13 protein-coding genes are annotated in these 14,267 nt (G+C 72.3%); 9 read left to right on the top strand and 4 right to left on the bottom strand.

All coding sequences use genetic code 11. From position 1 onward, the window contains the following. The coding region (locus ACQKIP_RS23220; RefSeq protein ID WP_427743959.1) for a transposase at nt 1-1,261 on the top strand (1,261 nt) is incomplete at its 5' end. A 103-nt stretch (nt 1,262-1,364) separates the two neighbouring features. On the opposite strand, the gene ACQKIP_RS23215 is transcribed toward ACQKIP_RS23220, so the two are convergent. Beyond that, the gene (locus ACQKIP_RS23215; RefSeq protein WP_365860834.1) at nt 1,365-2,789 is read right to left on the bottom strand and encodes a dihydrolipoyl dehydrogenase family protein; all 1,425 of its coding nucleotides are present in this window, start codon (nt 2,787-2,789) and stop codon (nt 1,365-1,367) included. A gap of 140 nt (nt 2,790-2,929) precedes the next feature. Between ACQKIP_RS23215 and trxA the strand changes: the two genes are divergently transcribed. Beyond that, entirely contained in the window at nt 2,930-3,319 is a 390-nt protein-coding gene (gene trxA, locus ACQKIP_RS23210; RefSeq protein WP_365860832.1) for a thioredoxin, read from the top strand. 34 nt (nt 3,320-3,353) lie between these two features. Here trxA and ACQKIP_RS23205 read toward each other — a convergent pair whose 3' ends face one another. Further along, nucleotides 3,354-4,382: a LacI family DNA-binding transcriptional regulator gene (locus ACQKIP_RS23205; RefSeq protein ID WP_365860830.1), complete on the bottom strand. Its 1,029-nt coding sequence runs from the start codon at nt 4,380-4,382 to the stop codon at nt 3,354-3,356. 181 nt (nt 4,383-4,563) lie between these two features. On the opposite strand from ACQKIP_RS23205, the gene ACQKIP_RS23200 reads away from it, so the two are divergent. Next, on the top strand, nt 4,564-5,970 hold the full coding sequence (locus tag ACQKIP_RS23200; protein ID WP_365860828.1) for an amidase: 1,407 nt from the start codon (nt 4,564-4,566) through the stop codon (nt 5,968-5,970). Nucleotides 5,971-6,063: 93 nt separating this feature from the next. Then, entirely contained in the window at nt 6,064-6,522 is a 459-nt protein-coding gene (locus tag ACQKIP_RS23195; RefSeq protein WP_427743956.1) for a type II toxin-antitoxin system PemK/MazF family toxin, read from the top strand. 3 nt (nt 6,523-6,525) lie between these two features. Here the strand turns inward: ACQKIP_RS23195 and ACQKIP_RS23190 are convergent, their stop codons facing one another. Then, entirely contained in the window at nt 6,526-7,395 is an 870-nt protein-coding gene (locus ACQKIP_RS23190; protein WP_365860826.1) for a TIGR02452 family protein, read from the bottom strand. Between the two features lie 256 nt (nt 7,396-7,651). Between ACQKIP_RS23190 and egtA the strand changes: the two genes are divergently transcribed. The 4 genes from egtA to egtD are packed head-to-tail and all read left to right on the top strand — an operon-like array spanning nt 7,652 to nt 12,052. Next, complete coding sequence (egtA, locus tag ACQKIP_RS23185; RefSeq protein ID WP_365860824.1) at nt 7,652-9,013, top strand: ergothioneine biosynthesis glutamate--cysteine ligase EgtA; 1,362 nt, start codon at nt 7,652-7,654, stop codon at nt 9,011-9,013. Then, entirely contained in the window at nt 9,010-10,338 is a 1,329-nt protein-coding gene (egtB, locus tag ACQKIP_RS23180) for an ergothioneine biosynthesis protein EgtB (protein WP_365860822.1), read from the top strand. The genes egtA and egtB overlap by 4 nt, the downstream gene beginning before the upstream one ends. Beyond that, a complete protein-coding gene (gene egtC, locus ACQKIP_RS23175) occupies nt 10,338-11,093 on the top strand; it encodes an ergothioneine biosynthesis protein EgtC (RefSeq protein WP_365860820.1) in 756 nt (251 codons plus the stop codon). The genes egtB and egtC overlap by 1 nt, the downstream gene beginning before the upstream one ends. Continuing rightward, nucleotides 11,090-12,052, top strand: coding sequence for an L-histidine N(alpha)-methyltransferase (gene egtD, locus ACQKIP_RS23170; protein WP_365860818.1), 963 nt, complete (start codon nt 11,090-11,092; stop codon nt 12,050-12,052). The genes egtC and egtD overlap by 4 nt, the downstream gene beginning before the upstream one ends. Before the next feature lie 67 nt (nt 12,053-12,119). On the opposite strand, the gene ACQKIP_RS23165 is transcribed toward egtD, so the two are convergent. Further along, nucleotides 12,120-13,373, bottom strand: a complete 1,254-nt coding sequence (locus ACQKIP_RS23165; protein WP_427743961.1) for an extracellular solute-binding protein — start codon at nt 13,371-13,373, stop codon at nt 12,120-12,122. 287 nt (nt 13,374-13,660) lie between these two features. On the opposite strand from ACQKIP_RS23165, the gene ACQKIP_RS23160 reads away from it, so the two are divergent. Then, nucleotides 13,661-14,267, top strand: a 607-nt coding sequence (locus ACQKIP_RS23160; protein ID WP_427743952.1) for a GntR family transcriptional regulator, incomplete at its 3' end; no start/stop codon positions are given.

Below are 14,267 nucleotides of genomic sequence, written 5' to 3'. Positions count from 1 at the left end.
GCTCAAGAGTGCGGGCCGGGCCCGCACCGATTCCACGCACGTCTTGTCGTCGGCACGGCAGCTGAACTGGCTGGAGCGGGTCGCCGAGACGCTGCGGTCCGCTTTGAACGCGATCGCCCGGGCCGAGCCCGGCTGGCTGGTGGACATCGCCGGACCGGACTGGTTCCGGCACTACGCGACCCGGGCCGAGGACTCCCGTTTCCCCGAGGACCATGCCCAGCGCGGCGAGGTGGAAGCGCGGATCGGGGCGGACGGGACGCGACTGCTGGAAGCGGTCTTCGCCCCCGGCGCTCCACACGGGCTTCGCGTGCTGGACGAGGTCGAGGTCCTGCGGCAGACCTGGGTCCAGTGCTTCCACCTGGTAGACGGGGAGCTGAGGCGACGGGCCCCAAAAGACAGGCCGCCGGGCGCGATTCTGCTGGTCACCCCGTATGACACGGACGCGCGCGGCTGCATCAAACGCGACACGGTATGGGACGGCTACCGGGTTCACCTCACCGAGACCTGCGAGCCCGGCGCCCCGAACCTGGTCACGAACGTGGTCACCACCGACTCCACCGTCCAGGACCAGGTGATGAGCGCCCGCATTCACGCGGCACTGGCCGCGCGCAACTGCCTGCCCGCCGAACACTGGGTGGACGCCGGCTACCCCACCGCCGCGCAAATCGTGGCCGCCCGCCGCGATCACGGGGTCGAGCTGCTGGGCCCCATGAAGGCCAGCACCGCCGCCCAGAGCGGCGGCCCGTTCAGCCAGGACGCCTTCACCATCGACTGGGACACACGGCAGGTGACCTGCCCGAATGGCCTCACCAGCACCCAGTGGCGCGAGAGACTCTCCCAGCATGGTCTGCCGGTCATCCGGGTCCGTTTCAGCCCTGCCGGCTGCCGGCCCTGCTCTCACCTGCGTGACTGCGTCAACTCTCCGAACGGCAAATTCCGCGAGCTGAACCTGCGACGCCGGGACGAACACGAAGCCGTCCGCAAAGCCCGGGCCGAGCAGCAGACCGACGAGTGGAAAGAGCGCTACCAGATCCGGGCCGGTGTCGAGGGCACCATCTCCCAAGCCGTCGGGCGCTGCGGCCTGCGCAGATCCCGCTACCGGGGCCTGGCCAAGACCAGCCTCCAGCACCAGCTCACCGGCGCCGCGATCAACCTCGCCCGCATCGACGCCCACCTCACCGACACACCACGAGCCCTCACCCGCACCAGCCACTTCGCAGCACTTTGCCCCGCCGACCAAACGATCGACGGGGCGAAATAGCCAGGACCCCCGGATTAACCAACAGCGTCCCACTGCGGTGACGGGCCCGTTCCGGCGGGCGGCGGCGCATGCCGCCCCCGCTGACCGCAATAGGTCTCCGGCGCTAGCCTCGATAGGTCTCCAGCAACCGCAGCCACACCTCGCTGATCGTCGGATAGGCCGGGACCGCGTGCCAGAGCCGGTCGATCGGCACCTCCCCCGCGATCGCCACCGTCGCCGAGTGGATGAGCTCGCCGACGGCGGGGCCCACGAAGGTCACGCCGAGCAGGACCTCGCGGTCCAGGTCGACGATCATGCGGGCGCGGCCTTCGTAGCCGTCCGCGTAGAGGCCCGAGCCCGCCACGTTCGCCATGTCGTAGTCCACGGCACGCACCCGGCGCCCCGCGGATTCCGCCTCCGCGAGGGTCAGGCCCGCCGATGCCGCCTCGGGGTCGGTGAAGACCACCTGGGGTACGGCGTCGTGGTCGGCGGTGGCGGAGTGGGCGCCCCAGGGGTCGGTCTCCAGGAGCGGGACGCCCTGGGCGCGGGCGGTGATCGCCGCACCGGCGATACGGGCCTGGTATTTGCCCTGGTGGGTGAGGAGCGCGCGGTGGTTGGCGTCGCCCACCGCGTAGAGCCAGCTGCTGCCCTCCACCCGCAGGCTGTCGTCGACCGACAGCCAGGAGCCGGGGTCGAGGCCGATCGTCTCCAGGCCCAGGTCGTCGGTGCGCGGGGCACGGCCCGTGGCGAAGAGGATCTCGTCGGCCTCCAGGGTGCCGCCGTCGGTCAGGGTCGCGGTGACCGTGCCGTTCTCCCTGCTCACCGCCGTGACCGAGACGCCGGTGCGGACGTCCGCGCCCGCCTCCGCCAGCGCCTTGGCGACCAGCTCCCCGGCGAACGGCTCCATGCGCGGCAGCAGGCCGTCGCCGCGCACGAGCAGCGTGACCTGTGAGCCGAGCGCCTGCCAGGCCGTGGCCATCTCCACGGCGACGACACCGCCGCCGACCACCGCGAGCCTGCCGGGCACGTGGTCCGCGCTGGTGGCCTCGCGGCTCGTCCACGGCTTCACGTCGACCAGGCCCGGCAGATCGGGCAGGGCGGCGCGGGTGCCGGTGCACACCGCCACCGCGTGGCGGGCGGCGAGGGTCTGCTCGGTGCCGTCCGGGCCCGTGACGCTCACCTGGCGCGTTCCGGCGATGCGGCCGTGGCCGCGGTAGAGGTCGATGCCGATGGACTTCAGCCAGCCGACCTGGCCGTCGTCCTTCCAGTGCGAGGTGTAGTCGTCCCGGTGTGCGAGGACCGCCGCCGCGTCCAGGCCGCCCTGCACCGACTGGCGCAGTCCGGGCACCTTCCGGGCGTCCGCCCGCGCGATGACCGGCCGCAGCAGCGCCTTGCTGGGCATGCACGCCCAGTACGAACATTCGCCCCCGACGAGTTCGCTCTCCACGATCGCCACGCTCAGACCGCCCGCACGGGCCCGGTCCGCCACGTTCTCCCCCACGGGACCCGCACCCAGGACCACTACGTCGTATGTTTTCGAATCCGTCATGAAAGCCAGTGTGGTCGCAGGTGTGCGACGTGGCCACATGGGTACGCGCGCGGACGAGCACGGGTGAACGCGTGGAATACGTCTGCCGCCCGGGCCGTTGTGCACAGCGGCTTCGACCGACAGCAGGAAGAGGAAACACCATGAGCAGCGCGACAATGGAGCTCACGAAGGAAAACTTCGACCAGACGGTCACGGACAACGAATTCGTCCTGATCGACTTCTGGGCGGACTGGTGCGGCCCGTGCAAGTCGTTCGCGCCCGTCTACGACAAGGCCGCCGAAGCCAACCCCGACATGGTGTTCGGCAAGGTGGACACCGAGGCGCAGCCCGAGCTGGCCCAGGCCTTCGGCATCCAGTCGATCCCGACGCTGATGATCGTCCGCGACCAGGTGGCCGTGTTCGCACAGCCCGGCGCGCTGCCCGAGGCAGCCCTCGAGGACGTCATCGGGCAGGCCAGGCAGCTGGACATGGACGAGGTCCGCAAGTCCGTTGCCGAGGAGCAGGCCAAGGCGCAGCAGCAGGGGCAGTGAGCAAGAGCCCCGCACAGACCCCCGTACGGAAGGGTCAGCTGGACTCGCGGTGCACGGCCGTCGCACCGAGCACGTCGTGCACCTCGGGCTCCATGCCCGGGTCGCGCACGACCCGGTCGACGAGCTCCGCGAGCTTCTGACCCGACGGCAGCTCGATGCGGACCGTGCTGAGCCGCGGCCGCAGGAGCCTGCCGAGCATCAAGTCGTCGGCGCCGATCATCGCCGTCTCCCCGGGGACGGCGATGCCTTCGTCCTGCAACGCCCGCATCAGGAGCATCGCGTACTCGTCGTTGTACGTGAACACCCCGTCGACGCCCAGCGTGCGCCAGCGTGCCGCGAGGCGGGCCGCCGACTCCTCGTCGTAGGCCAGCGGCAGCTCGGTCACCGTGGTGTCCTGGCCGTGCCGGGCGGCGGTGCGCCGGACGCCGTCGGCACGCGGACGCGAGAAGGGTTCGAGGCCCTGTTCCTCCGGGATCACGACGCCGATGTGCCGGCTGCCGCGCTCCAGGAGATGCGCGGCGGCAGAGCGGCCGATCAGCCGCTGGTCCATGAGCAGGGCATGGGCGCCCTCGGCCCGCTGCGGGCCCAGCGTGAAGACGGCCTTGGCGCCCGACCGCTTCAGGACGCTCACCCCGCGCGCGCCGAGCCCCGAAGCGCCGGGGGCCAGGACCGCCACCGGGCGCAGCTCGGCCCAGGCCCGGGCCGCGTCCTCGCCGGTCAGGCCGAGGCTGCCGTACTGCACGACGGTGTAGTCGAAGCGGCTGAGCGCCCATTGCAGCTCGTTGAAGAACTCGCTGAAGAGCGGGCCCGCCGGGATCTGCGGCGTGGGCATCAGGACGACGCGGGTGTGCCCGGCGCGCAGGCTGCGGGCCGCGGCGTGCGGGACGTACCCCAGCTCCTTGGCGGCTTCGTGGACACGGCGTCGCGTGGGCTCGCTGATGCGGACGGCGCTCGTGTTGTTCAGTACGTACGAGACGGTCGCGCGCGAGACTCCCGCAAGGCGCGCCACGTCGGCGCTCGTCGGCACGGAGTACTGCGCGGGTTTGTTCGGTATCTGCACCATGACGGGGCTCATCCTTGCAGACGGTGTGCGGGCGCTCCCATGCGGGCTTCGGGGCGTCCGTGACCTGCGTGGGAGCGCTCCCGGCCGTCGTGCGCGGCGTGAACTGCCGGGCCCCCGTACCGTGTTCGCCCCGCGCCGGTTAACGTGCGTGCACCCGCCCGTCGATCAAAGGTGCCCCCACATGACTGCCGACCGGGCCGACGGCCTCGCGCGCACCGCCCGTGCGCTGGCCGCCGGAGAAGTGTCCTCACGTGCGCTCACGGAGCGGACGCTGGCGCGGATCGAGGCCTCGCAGCCCGTGCTCAACGCCTTCAAGCTGGTGCGCGCCGAGGCCGCGCTCGCCGAAGCGGACGCCGCCGACCGGGAGTTGGCCTCGTCCGGCGCCGCGGGACGGCCGCTGCTCGGTGTGCCGATCGCCGTGAAGGACGACACCGACATGGCGGGCGAGCCGACCGCGTTCGGCTGCCGGGGCGACTTCCCGCCGAAGCGGGAGGACGCCGAGTCCGTACGCCGGCTGCGGGCCGCCGGAGCCGTGATCGTCGGCAAGACCAACACATGCGAGCTGGGGCAGTGGCCCTTCACGGAGGGTCCCGGCTTCGGCGACACCCGCAACCCCTGGCACACCGGGCACACCCCCGGCGGCTCGTCCGGCGGCTCGGCGGCGGCGGTCGCCGCGGGGCTCGTGCCCGCGGCGCTCGGCTCCGACGGCGCGGGCTCGGTGCGCATCCCCGCGGCCTGGACCCATCTCGTGGGGATCAAGCCGCAGCGCGGCCGCATCTCGACGTGGCCCTGGCCCGAGTCCTTCAACGGCATCACCGTCAACGGCCCGCTCGCCAGGACCGTCGCGGACGCGGCCCTGCTCCTGGACGCGGCGAGCGGCAACCACGAGGGCGACCTGCACAAGCCGCCCGCCATCCGCGCCGCAGAGGCGGCGACCCGCGATCCGGGGCGGCTGCGGATAGCCCTGTCCCTGCGCATGCCGTTCACCGCGACCCCCAAGCGCCTGCATCCCGTGGTGCGCCGGAAGGTCATCGTCCTGGCGGACCGGCTCGCCGCCCTGGGGCATGACGTCGAGGAGGCCGACCCGCGCTACGGCCAGATCGGCCTGGACTTCGTGCCGCGTGCCACGGCCGGCATCACCGAATGGGCCCGCGAGGTGCCCGACCCGCGTCTGCTCGACCCGCGGACCAAGGAGGCGGCCCGCCTGGGACGCCTGCTCGGCGGCGCCCCGCTGCGCCTGGCCCGCCGCGCCGAAGCCGCCCTGCACCGCAGGGTCGGCGCGACCTTCTCGACGTACGACGTGGTCCTCACGCCCACCACCGCCACTCCCCCGCCCCGCATCGGCACCATGACCGCCCTCAGCGGCTGGCGCACCGACCAGGCGATGATCGCCGCCTGCCCCTACGCGTGGACCTGGAACGTCCTGGGCTGGCCCGGCGTCAACGTGCCCGCGGGCCGGGCGGGCGGCGGCCTTCCGGTCGGCGCGCAGCTGCTCGGGCCCGCGGGCAGCGAGCCGCTCCTGATATCGCTTGCGGCCCAGTTGGAGGACGACCGGCGCTGGTACGAGCAGTGGCCGGACGCGGCCTAGGTGTGGCCTAGGTGTGCTGTCCGGGCACGCGACGCAGGTCATCGGGTGCCCCCGGCCCGCGGGTTGGTCCTGCCGGGTTCTACGGTGGCCGACGTGACTGCCAACACCGATGACCCGCAGATGTCCGCGCACCCGGGACGCACCGGCCGCACCGCGACCACCGAGGCCGAGCCGCGCGAGGTCGGCCAGGTCCAGACGACGTACGCACCCGCCCACGACGGCGATCCCGACCCCGGCGAGATCGTCTGGACCTGGGTTCCCTACGAGGAGAACGACGGGCGCGGCAAGGACCGCCCCGTCCTCGTCGTCGCCCGCGAGGCGCGCGGCACGCTGCTCGCCGTGCAGCTCTCCAGCAAGCAGCACGCGAACGACCGCGAGTGGGTGCCGATCGGCAGCGGTCCCTGGGACCGCGAGGGCCGTGACTCCTGGGTCGACATCGACCGGGTCCTGCGGGTGCACGACGCGGGCATGCGGCGCGAGGCGTGCGCGCTCGACCGGATGCGGTTCAACCTGGTCGTACGGCGGTTGCAGGAGCGCTACGGCTGGCGTTGAGCGCTAAGGGCGGGGCCGGGCCCCGCCCTTGAACCCTTCACCGAACGTCTTCTCGAAGGCGGTCCGCGTCACCGCGCCGCGCGTGCGGTCGAGCACCCCGAAGACGATGTGCTCGAAGTACCCGTGGAACCGGCCGCCTTCGTCGAGCAGCACCCGGAACGCGTCCGCCACCTGCGCGGGGTCGTTCTGGAAGACCCCGCAGCCCCACGCGCCGAGCACCAGCCGCCGGTAGCCGCAGACGACGGCGGTCTCCAGGACCCGCTCCGCGCGGACGGCCAGGGCCCGCGGCAGCTCGGCGGCGCGCCCGGGGGCCTGCCGGAGCACGACGCCCGCGTTCGGCGCCGCGGAGGTCAGGAAGCCGACCTCGTACGCCTCGTCCAGGAGCCGGCCCTTGTCGTCGCGGAAGACCGGCACGGCCGGGGAGTGGATCACGCGGTCGCTGTAGAAGGGGTCGCGGTGGGCCCGGTGGTGGTCGTAGAACTCGCGGGCCGAGCGCACGCACACGTACAGCGCGGAGGCGCGGCACAGCGCCTCCTCCTGCGCCTGCGCGCCGTTCAGATAGCCGCCGCCGGGATTGCGCGCGGAGGAGAAGTTCAGGACGGCCACGGGGCCCGGGTGCGCGCCCGTCAGCCGGTGGGCGGCCTCCAGGCTGCTCTCGGCGGTGACCTCGACTACCGTGGAGGTCAGCTCGGGCGGCCGTACCGGAGTCACGGAAGTCGTGTTCAGGGCCGCCGGACCGAACATCCGCGTGCCGGAGCGCGCGGCGTCCACCGCATCCGCGATCACCACCTCGCGGCCACCCGGAGCGGCATACCACCCCGCCGCCACGATCTCCTCGGTCTGCTGCGCGATGCCACGCAGTCGCGCACTCATGCTCGCTCACCCGCCCCGGACACCGTGCTGTCTGTCCTGTCCCCCGTCTCGTACATGAACGCATCGTGAGCTCTGCGCGGCGCCCGCTGCAACACAATTCCCCGGCATTTGCCAGGGCCCGGGGCACTCTTGTGCGAATGGCCGACAGGGTCTTGGGTAGGACGAGCGCTGCCAACTCGGTCCCACCCCATATCGAGTTGACCGAGTGGTCCACAACCGCTGGACCAGGCAGAACTTGAACAGGAGGACCCCTGCCATGCCCGAGGGTGACTGTACGACGTACCACGCGAAGTACGGCACCGCGGTCTCCGAATCCGAAGCAGAGGCGCTGGTCACCGGCATCTGCTTCAAGACCGGACCACCGCGCGTCACCGGTGTCGAACTGGAATGGCTGATCCACGAGCCGCACCGGCTCCATCTGCCCGTGTCCCCCGCCCGCCTCGAATCGGCATATGCCGCACTGCGGGCCCTGCCCCTGCAATCCCTGATCACCGTCGAACCGGGCGGCCAGCTGGAGCTCAGCTCCCGACCCGCCACCTCCCTCATGGAGTGCGTGTCCGACGTATCGGCCGATCTCGCTCTCGTACGCGATCGCCTCGCCACCCTGAATCTGGCGCTCACCGGCCTCGGTGCCGATCCCTGGCGTCCGCCGTCCCGCATCCTGCACCGGCCGCGCTACGACGCGATGGAGAGCTATCTCGACCGCGCGGGCCCGGCAGGACGCCGCATGATGTGCTCCACGGCCTCCGTGCAGATCTGCCTGGACGCCGGGCACGAGGAGCCGGGCCCGCTCGGTTACGGCCGGCGCTGGCGCCTGGCGCATCTCCTCGGCCCCGTCCTTGTCGCCGCGTTCGCGAACTCGCCCGTCCAGGACGGGCGCGCCACCGGCTGGCGCTCCACGCGGCAGGCCGTCTGGGCGTCGATCGATCCGGGCACGTCGGGCGCGCCGTCCCTGGAGGCGGAGCCGCGGGCGGCCTGGACACGCCATGTCCTGGACGCTCCGGTGATGTTCATCAGAACCGGACAGGACGGAGACGGCGGAGACGACGCGGACGACGGGAGCGCTGTGCCCTGGGCCGTTCCGGAAGGGCTGACCTTCCGGAGATGGGCCCGTTCGGGCGCGCCCCGCCCGCCGACGGCCGAGGACCTGACCCATCACCTGACCACGCTCTTTCCGCCGGTACGCCCGCGCGGTCATCTGGAGCTGCGGATGGTCGACGCCCAGCCGGGCGCGCACGGCTGGATCGTGCCGCTCGCGGTGACCAGCGCGCTGTTCGACGACCCGCAGGCGGCCGAGACCGCCTACCGCACCCTGAAGCCGCTGGCCGAGCGCGCGTTCCCGCCCGGTGCGCCCGCACCGCCGCGCAGCCCGCTGTGGCTGGACGCGGCGCGGCACGGGCTCGCCGACCCGGAGCTGCGCGAGGCCGCGGCCGCCTGTTTCGACGCGGCGGCCGACGCGCTGCCCCGGATGGGGGCGAGCGCCGAGGTGCAGCGGGCCGTCGCCGCGTACGCCGAGCGGTATGTCGCGCGGGGCCGCTGCCCGGCCGACGACCTGCTCGACGGGCGCCGGGACGGCCACCCATACGACCACGAGCACGAGAAGGGCATCCTCCGATGACCGGAACAGTCAGCGACCCCGATGCGCTTCGGCAGCGCGCCCTCGCGGCGCTCCTGGCGGCCAGGGAGCGCACCTCGCTCCTCACCACGTGCGTCGAGGAACCCGAACTGACCGCACAGCACTCGCCGTTGATGTCGCCGCTGGTCTGGGACCTGGCACACATCGGCAACCAGGAAGAGCTGTGGCTGCTGCGGGCGGTGGCGGGCCGCGACGCCATGCGGCCCGAGATCGACGGCCTGTACGACGCCTTCGAGCACCCGCGCTCCGAGCGGCCGAGCCTGCCGCTGCTCGCGCCCGCCGAGGCCCGCGGCTATGCGGCCGAGGTGCGCGGGCGCGCTCTCGACGTCCTGGAGAGCACGCCGTTTCGCGGTTCGCCGCTGACCGACGCGGGCTTCGCGTTCGGCATGATCGCGCAGCACGAACAGCAGCACGACGAGACGATGCTGATCACGCATCAGCTGCGCTCGGGCCCCACGGCGCTCACGGCCCCGGATCCGGAGCCCGCGCCGCGGTTCAGCGGCTTGTCCGAAGTCCTTGTGCCCGGCGGCCCGTTCACGATGGGCACGTCCACCGAGCCGTGGGCCCTGGACAACGAACGCCCGGCGCACCACCGTCTGGTGCCGCCGTTCTTCATCGACACGACGCCGGTGACCAACGCCGAATACCAGCGCTTCATCGCCGACGGCGGCTACACCGACCCGCGGTGGTGGACCCCGGCGGGCTGGGACATGGTGCGCGGCAACGGCCTCTCGGCGCCGCTCTTCTGGCGCCGCGAGGGCGGCCAGTGGTTGCGCCGCCACTTCGGGACCGTCGAGGCCGTTCCGCCCGACGAGCCGGTCCTGCACGTGAGCTGGTACGAGGCCGACGCGTACGCACGGTGGGCGGGCCGGCGCCTGCCCAGCGAGGAGGAGTGGGAGAAGTCCGCCCGGCACGACCCGGCGAGCGACCGCTCGATGCGCTACCCGTGGGGCGACGCGGACCCCACGCCCGAGCGCGCGAACCTGGGCCAGCGCCATCTGCGCCCGGCCCCGGCCGGCAGCTATCCGGCCGGTGAATCACCCCTCGGCGTACGCCAGTTGATCGGTGACGTGTGGGAGTGGACGTCGAGCGACTTCCTGCCCTACCCGGGCTTCTCCGCCTTCCCCTACCGCGAGTACTCGGACGTCTTCTTCGGCGGCGACTACAAGGTGCTGCGGGGCGGGGCGTTCTCCGTGGACGAGGTGGCGTGCCGGGGCACCTTCCGCAACTGGGACCACCCGGTGCGGCGGCAGATCTTCTCCGGGTTCCGCACCGCGCGCGACGCGGAACCGAAGGAGACCGCCTGATGTGCCGTCACCTGGCCTTCCTGGGCCCCGAGGAGCCGCTCGGCAAGCTCCTGGTGGACCCCGCGCACAGCCTGTTCCGGCAGTCCTGGGCGCCGCGGCGCCAGCGCTACGGCACGGTCAACGCCGACGGGTTCGGCGTCGGCTGGTATGCCGAGGGTGATCCGGTGCCCGCGCGTTACCGCCGCTCCGGGCCGGTCTGGGGCGATCAGTCCTTCGCCGACCTCGCCCGTGTCGTGCGGTCGGGCGCCCTGCTCGCCGCCGTGCGTGACGCGACCGAGGCAGGGGCGGACGGGGAAGCGGCGGCGGCGCCGTTCTCCGCCGGGACCTGGCTGTTCAGCCACAACGGAGCGGTATCGGGCTGGCCCCGGTCGCTCGCACCGGTGGCCCGCGGCCTGCCGCCCGCCGAACTGCTCTCCATGGAAGCGCGCTGCGACTCCGCACTGGTGTGGGCGCTGGTCCTGCACCGGCTGCGCAACGGCGACGACGAGGGCCAGGCCCTCGCGGACACCGTCGTCGAAGTCGCCGGTGCGGCCCCGGGATCGCGCCTGAACCTACTGCTCACCAACGGCGAGACGATCACCGCGACCGCCTGGGGAGACACCCTCTGGTATCTCGCCGAACCGGGCCGCCGCACCGTCGTGGCCTCCGAGCCCTACGACGACGATCCGCACTGGCGTGAGGTGCCCGACCGCACGCTGCTCGCCGCCAGCCGTACCGACGTTCTGCTGACCCCGCTCAAGGAGCCCACCGCGTGAGCCCGTTCCAGCTGACCCGTACGCTGCCCGTGGACGCCACCGACGCCGCTCTGCGCGCCGACGTCCTGCAGGGCCTGACCCATTCGCCCAAAACGCTGCCGCCCAAGTGGTTCTACGACGCGCGGGGCAGTGTGCTCTTCGACGAGATCACGACGCTTCCGGAGTACTACCCGACGCGCGCCGAGCGCGAGATCCTTCAGACGCGCGCCGCGGAGATCGCCGGGGCGACGGGCGCCCGCACCCTGATCGAGCTGGGCTCGGGCTCGTCGGAGAAGACCCGCCATCTGATCGACGCGCTCGCGGACCTGCACACGTACGTCCCCGTGGACGTCAGCGAGAGCGCACTCACCGGCGCCGCGAACACCCTGATCGCCTCGCGCCCCTCCCTGAACGTGCACGCCCTGATCGCCGACTTCACCCGCGGCCTCGCCCTGCCCGGCACGCCGGGCCCACGGCTCGTCGCCTTCCTGGGCGGCACGATCGGCAATCTGCTGCCCGCGGAGCGCTCGGCGTTCCTGGCCTCGGTGCGCACCCTGCTCTCCCCCGGTGACGCGCTGCTGCTCGGCACGGACCTGGTGAAGGAGGAGTCGGTGCTCGTCTCGGCGTACGACGACGGGTCGGGCGTCACGGCCGCCTTCAACAAGAACGTCCTGCATGTGATCAACCGTGAGCTGGGCGCGGACTTCGACCCCGACGCGTTCTCGCACGTGGCCGTCTGGGACCGCGAGCACGAGTGGATCGAGATGCGGCTGCGCTCCCTGGCCGCCCAGACGGTGAAGATCCAGGCGCTCGACCTGGCGGTCGACTTCGAGCGGCACGAGGAGATGCGCACCGAGATCTCGGCGAAGTTCCGCGAAGAGGGCGTGCGCTCCGAACTGGCCTCGGCCGGCCTGAAGCTGACCCACTGGTGGACGGACGAGAGGGCCCGCTTCGCACTGTCGCTCAGCGTGGCCCGCTAGCAATCCCGGTCTCCGGGTGCGCGGTCCGCGCACCCGGAGACCGTGCCTCACGGCCCGCTGCGACCCGCTATGACCCGCTGACGTCCAGCTCCTCGGTGATCCGGCGCGAGGCGGCCTTCGCCTCCGTCTTCGGGTCGCTCCCGGCGAGGACCTTCGACATGTACGCCTTGATGGGGTTGTCGGCCTCCACCGCCGCCCACTGCGGCGAGGCGGGAGTCGCCCGGCCGTGCGCGGCGCCCGCCGCCATCGCGGCGATGCCTTCCTCGCCGGCGACGGCGGAGGCCAGAGTCGTCTTGTTCGGCACGTAGTTCATGGTGCGGGCCAGGTCCTTCTGCCACTTCTTGCCCGCGAGCGCCTCGATCACGGCGACCGCGCTCCTGCGGTCCCCGGTCTTCCCGCGCACCACGAGATCGGAGCCGCCGGTGAACACGGCACCCGGCTTGGCGGCCGTCTTGCCGGGGATCGGGAAGTAGCCGAGCTTGCCCTTCAGTTCGGGGTTCTTCTCCTCGATGGCCCGCGCCGTGCCCGGCACGGCGACGATCTGCGCCACGTCACCCTTGGCGAAGACGCCGGCCTGCGGCGGGTGCTCCTCGTCCGCGTCCCGCGGGCCCTCGCCCAACGCCTGCAACTGGCGGTAGAACTCCATGCCCCGCAGCGCCGCCGCCGAGTGCAGGCTGCCCTCCCACACGCCGCGCGTGCCCTCGGCCTCCGTGGCCAGCTCGCCGCCCTCGTCCCAGATGAATCCCGCCAGGGTGTACCAGTCCTGGCCCGCGAGGTAGATCCCCTGGTTGCCGCCGGAGTTGAGCCGCTGGGTGTCGGCGATCCACTGTGCGCGCGTCGTGGGCGGCTCGTCGATCCCGGCCTGCGCGAACAGGTCCTTGTTGTAGATGACGACGCGGTTGGCCGCGTACCACGGGATGCCGTACTGGCTGCCGTTGTACCGGCCCGGTTCGGCCAGACCCGGCAGCCAGTCCTTCATGCCGAGGTCGCGCGCGGACTCCAGGGTGAGGTCGTAGAGCCCGCCCTCGTCGACGTACTGCGCGACCTGGGTGTTGCCGACCTCGATGACGTCGGGCCCGTCCTCCGCCTTGAGCCCGGCCTTGACCTTGTCGCCGATGCCGGTCCACTCCTGGAGGCGTATGTCCAGGTCGATGTCGCCGTTCTGCTTTTCGAAGTCTTCGGTGAAGCGCTCGATGAACTCGGCCGACGCGCTGCCCCGCATGAGCCACACGGTGACGGTCTGCCTGTCCTCTCCTGCGCCCGGCAGGACGCTGCAACCGGGGAGGAGCACGGTGACGGCGAGAGCGAGGGACAGGGACATGGCGGTGCGGCGGTGCGGTCTCACGTGGGTCACTTTCTTCCTGCGGACAGGGAAGGTCGGCCCGACGTGGGGGGAGCTCGGTTGGCTCGAACGGGTACGGCTGGATTTTGGTATGTACCAATGGGTCGGTCAAGTGGCGTGCGGCCCCGGGATCGGAGACCCGGGTGCCGCTCCCGGCTCGAAACGACTGCCGGGTACGGTTTGCCCGGACGCGGCACCCGCGCCACGTTCCGCGGGGTGACCGGGTGTTGCGCGTTGCCGAAGGACCAGGAAGGACGGCCACGTCCGTGCACCAGCAGGGCACATCCGGCGGCACACACGACCGCGAACTCAAACGCGAACTCAAACGCGACCGCGTGCGTGAGGTCCTGCTCGATCTGATCGAATCCCGCCGTCCCGGCGACGCCATCCCCTCCGAGCGCGCGCTCTGCACCGAACTAGGTGTCTCCCGGCCGACCTTGCGGGCCGCCGTCGACACATTGGTGGCCTCCGGGCTCCTGGTGCGCGAGCACGGCCGGGGCATGTTCGTGGCCCGCGCCAAGGTCACCCAGGAGCTCACGCCGGGCAGCCATCCGCTCACCGCCCCGCGGGCCGCCGGCGACTGGTCGAGCCGCGTCCTCGAGTTCGGCACGGTCCCGGCAGGGGCGCGCATCGGCCGCAAGCTCCGGATCTCCCCCGCCGCCGGGCTCGTACACGTCGTACGGCTGCGTCTGGTCGACGGCGAGCCCATCGCCCTGGAGCGGCTGCACATCCCGGCCGATCTCGCACCGGGGCTCACCGCGGCGCAGGTGGAGTCCGGTTTCTACGCCCACCTGCGCGAGGCCCGCCGTATCCACCCCGCGCACGCGGCGCAGTCCATCGAGCCCACGGTCCTGACGGAGGACGAGGCCGCTC

The sequence above is a fragment of the Streptomyces sp. NPDC059900 genome, assembly GCF_050270335.1.
Taxonomy (GTDB): Bacteria; Actinomycetota; Actinomycetes; order Streptomycetales; family Streptomycetaceae; genus Streptomyces.
This window is presented reverse-complemented; position numbering and strand designations above follow the sequence as displayed.

Coding starts and splice junctions, on each gene's coding strand:
- ACQKIP_RS23205 (WP_365860830.1), bottom strand. CDS start 4,382: ATGGTGCAGATACCGAACAAACCCGCGCAGTACTCCGTGCCGACGAGC.
- ACQKIP_RS23215 (WP_365860834.1), bottom strand. CDS start 2,789: ATGACGGATTCGAAAACATACGACGTAGTGGTCCTGGGTGCGGGTCCC.
- egtC (WP_365860820.1), top strand. CDS start 10,338: ATGTGCCGTCACCTGGCCTTCCTGGGCCCCGAGGAGCCGCTCGGCAAG.
- trxA (WP_365860832.1), top strand. CDS start 2,930: ATGAGCAGCGCGACAATGGAGCTCACGAAGGAAAACTTCGACCAGACG.
- egtB (WP_365860822.1), top strand. CDS start 9,010: ATGACCGGAACAGTCAGCGACCCCGATGCGCTTCGGCAGCGCGCCCTC.
- ACQKIP_RS23200 (WP_365860828.1), top strand. CDS start 4,564: ATGACTGCCGACCGGGCCGACGGCCTCGCGCGCACCGCCCGTGCGCTG.
- ACQKIP_RS23190 (WP_365860826.1), bottom strand. CDS start 7,395: ATGAGTGCGCGACTGCGTGGCATCGCGCAGCAGACCGAGGAGATCGTG.
- ACQKIP_RS23165 (WP_427743961.1), bottom strand. CDS start 13,373: ATGTCCCTGTCCCTCGCTCTCGCCGTCACCGTGCTCCTCCCCGGTTGC.
- egtA (WP_365860824.1), top strand. CDS start 7,652: ATGCCCGAGGGTGACTGTACGACGTACCACGCGAAGTACGGCACCGCG.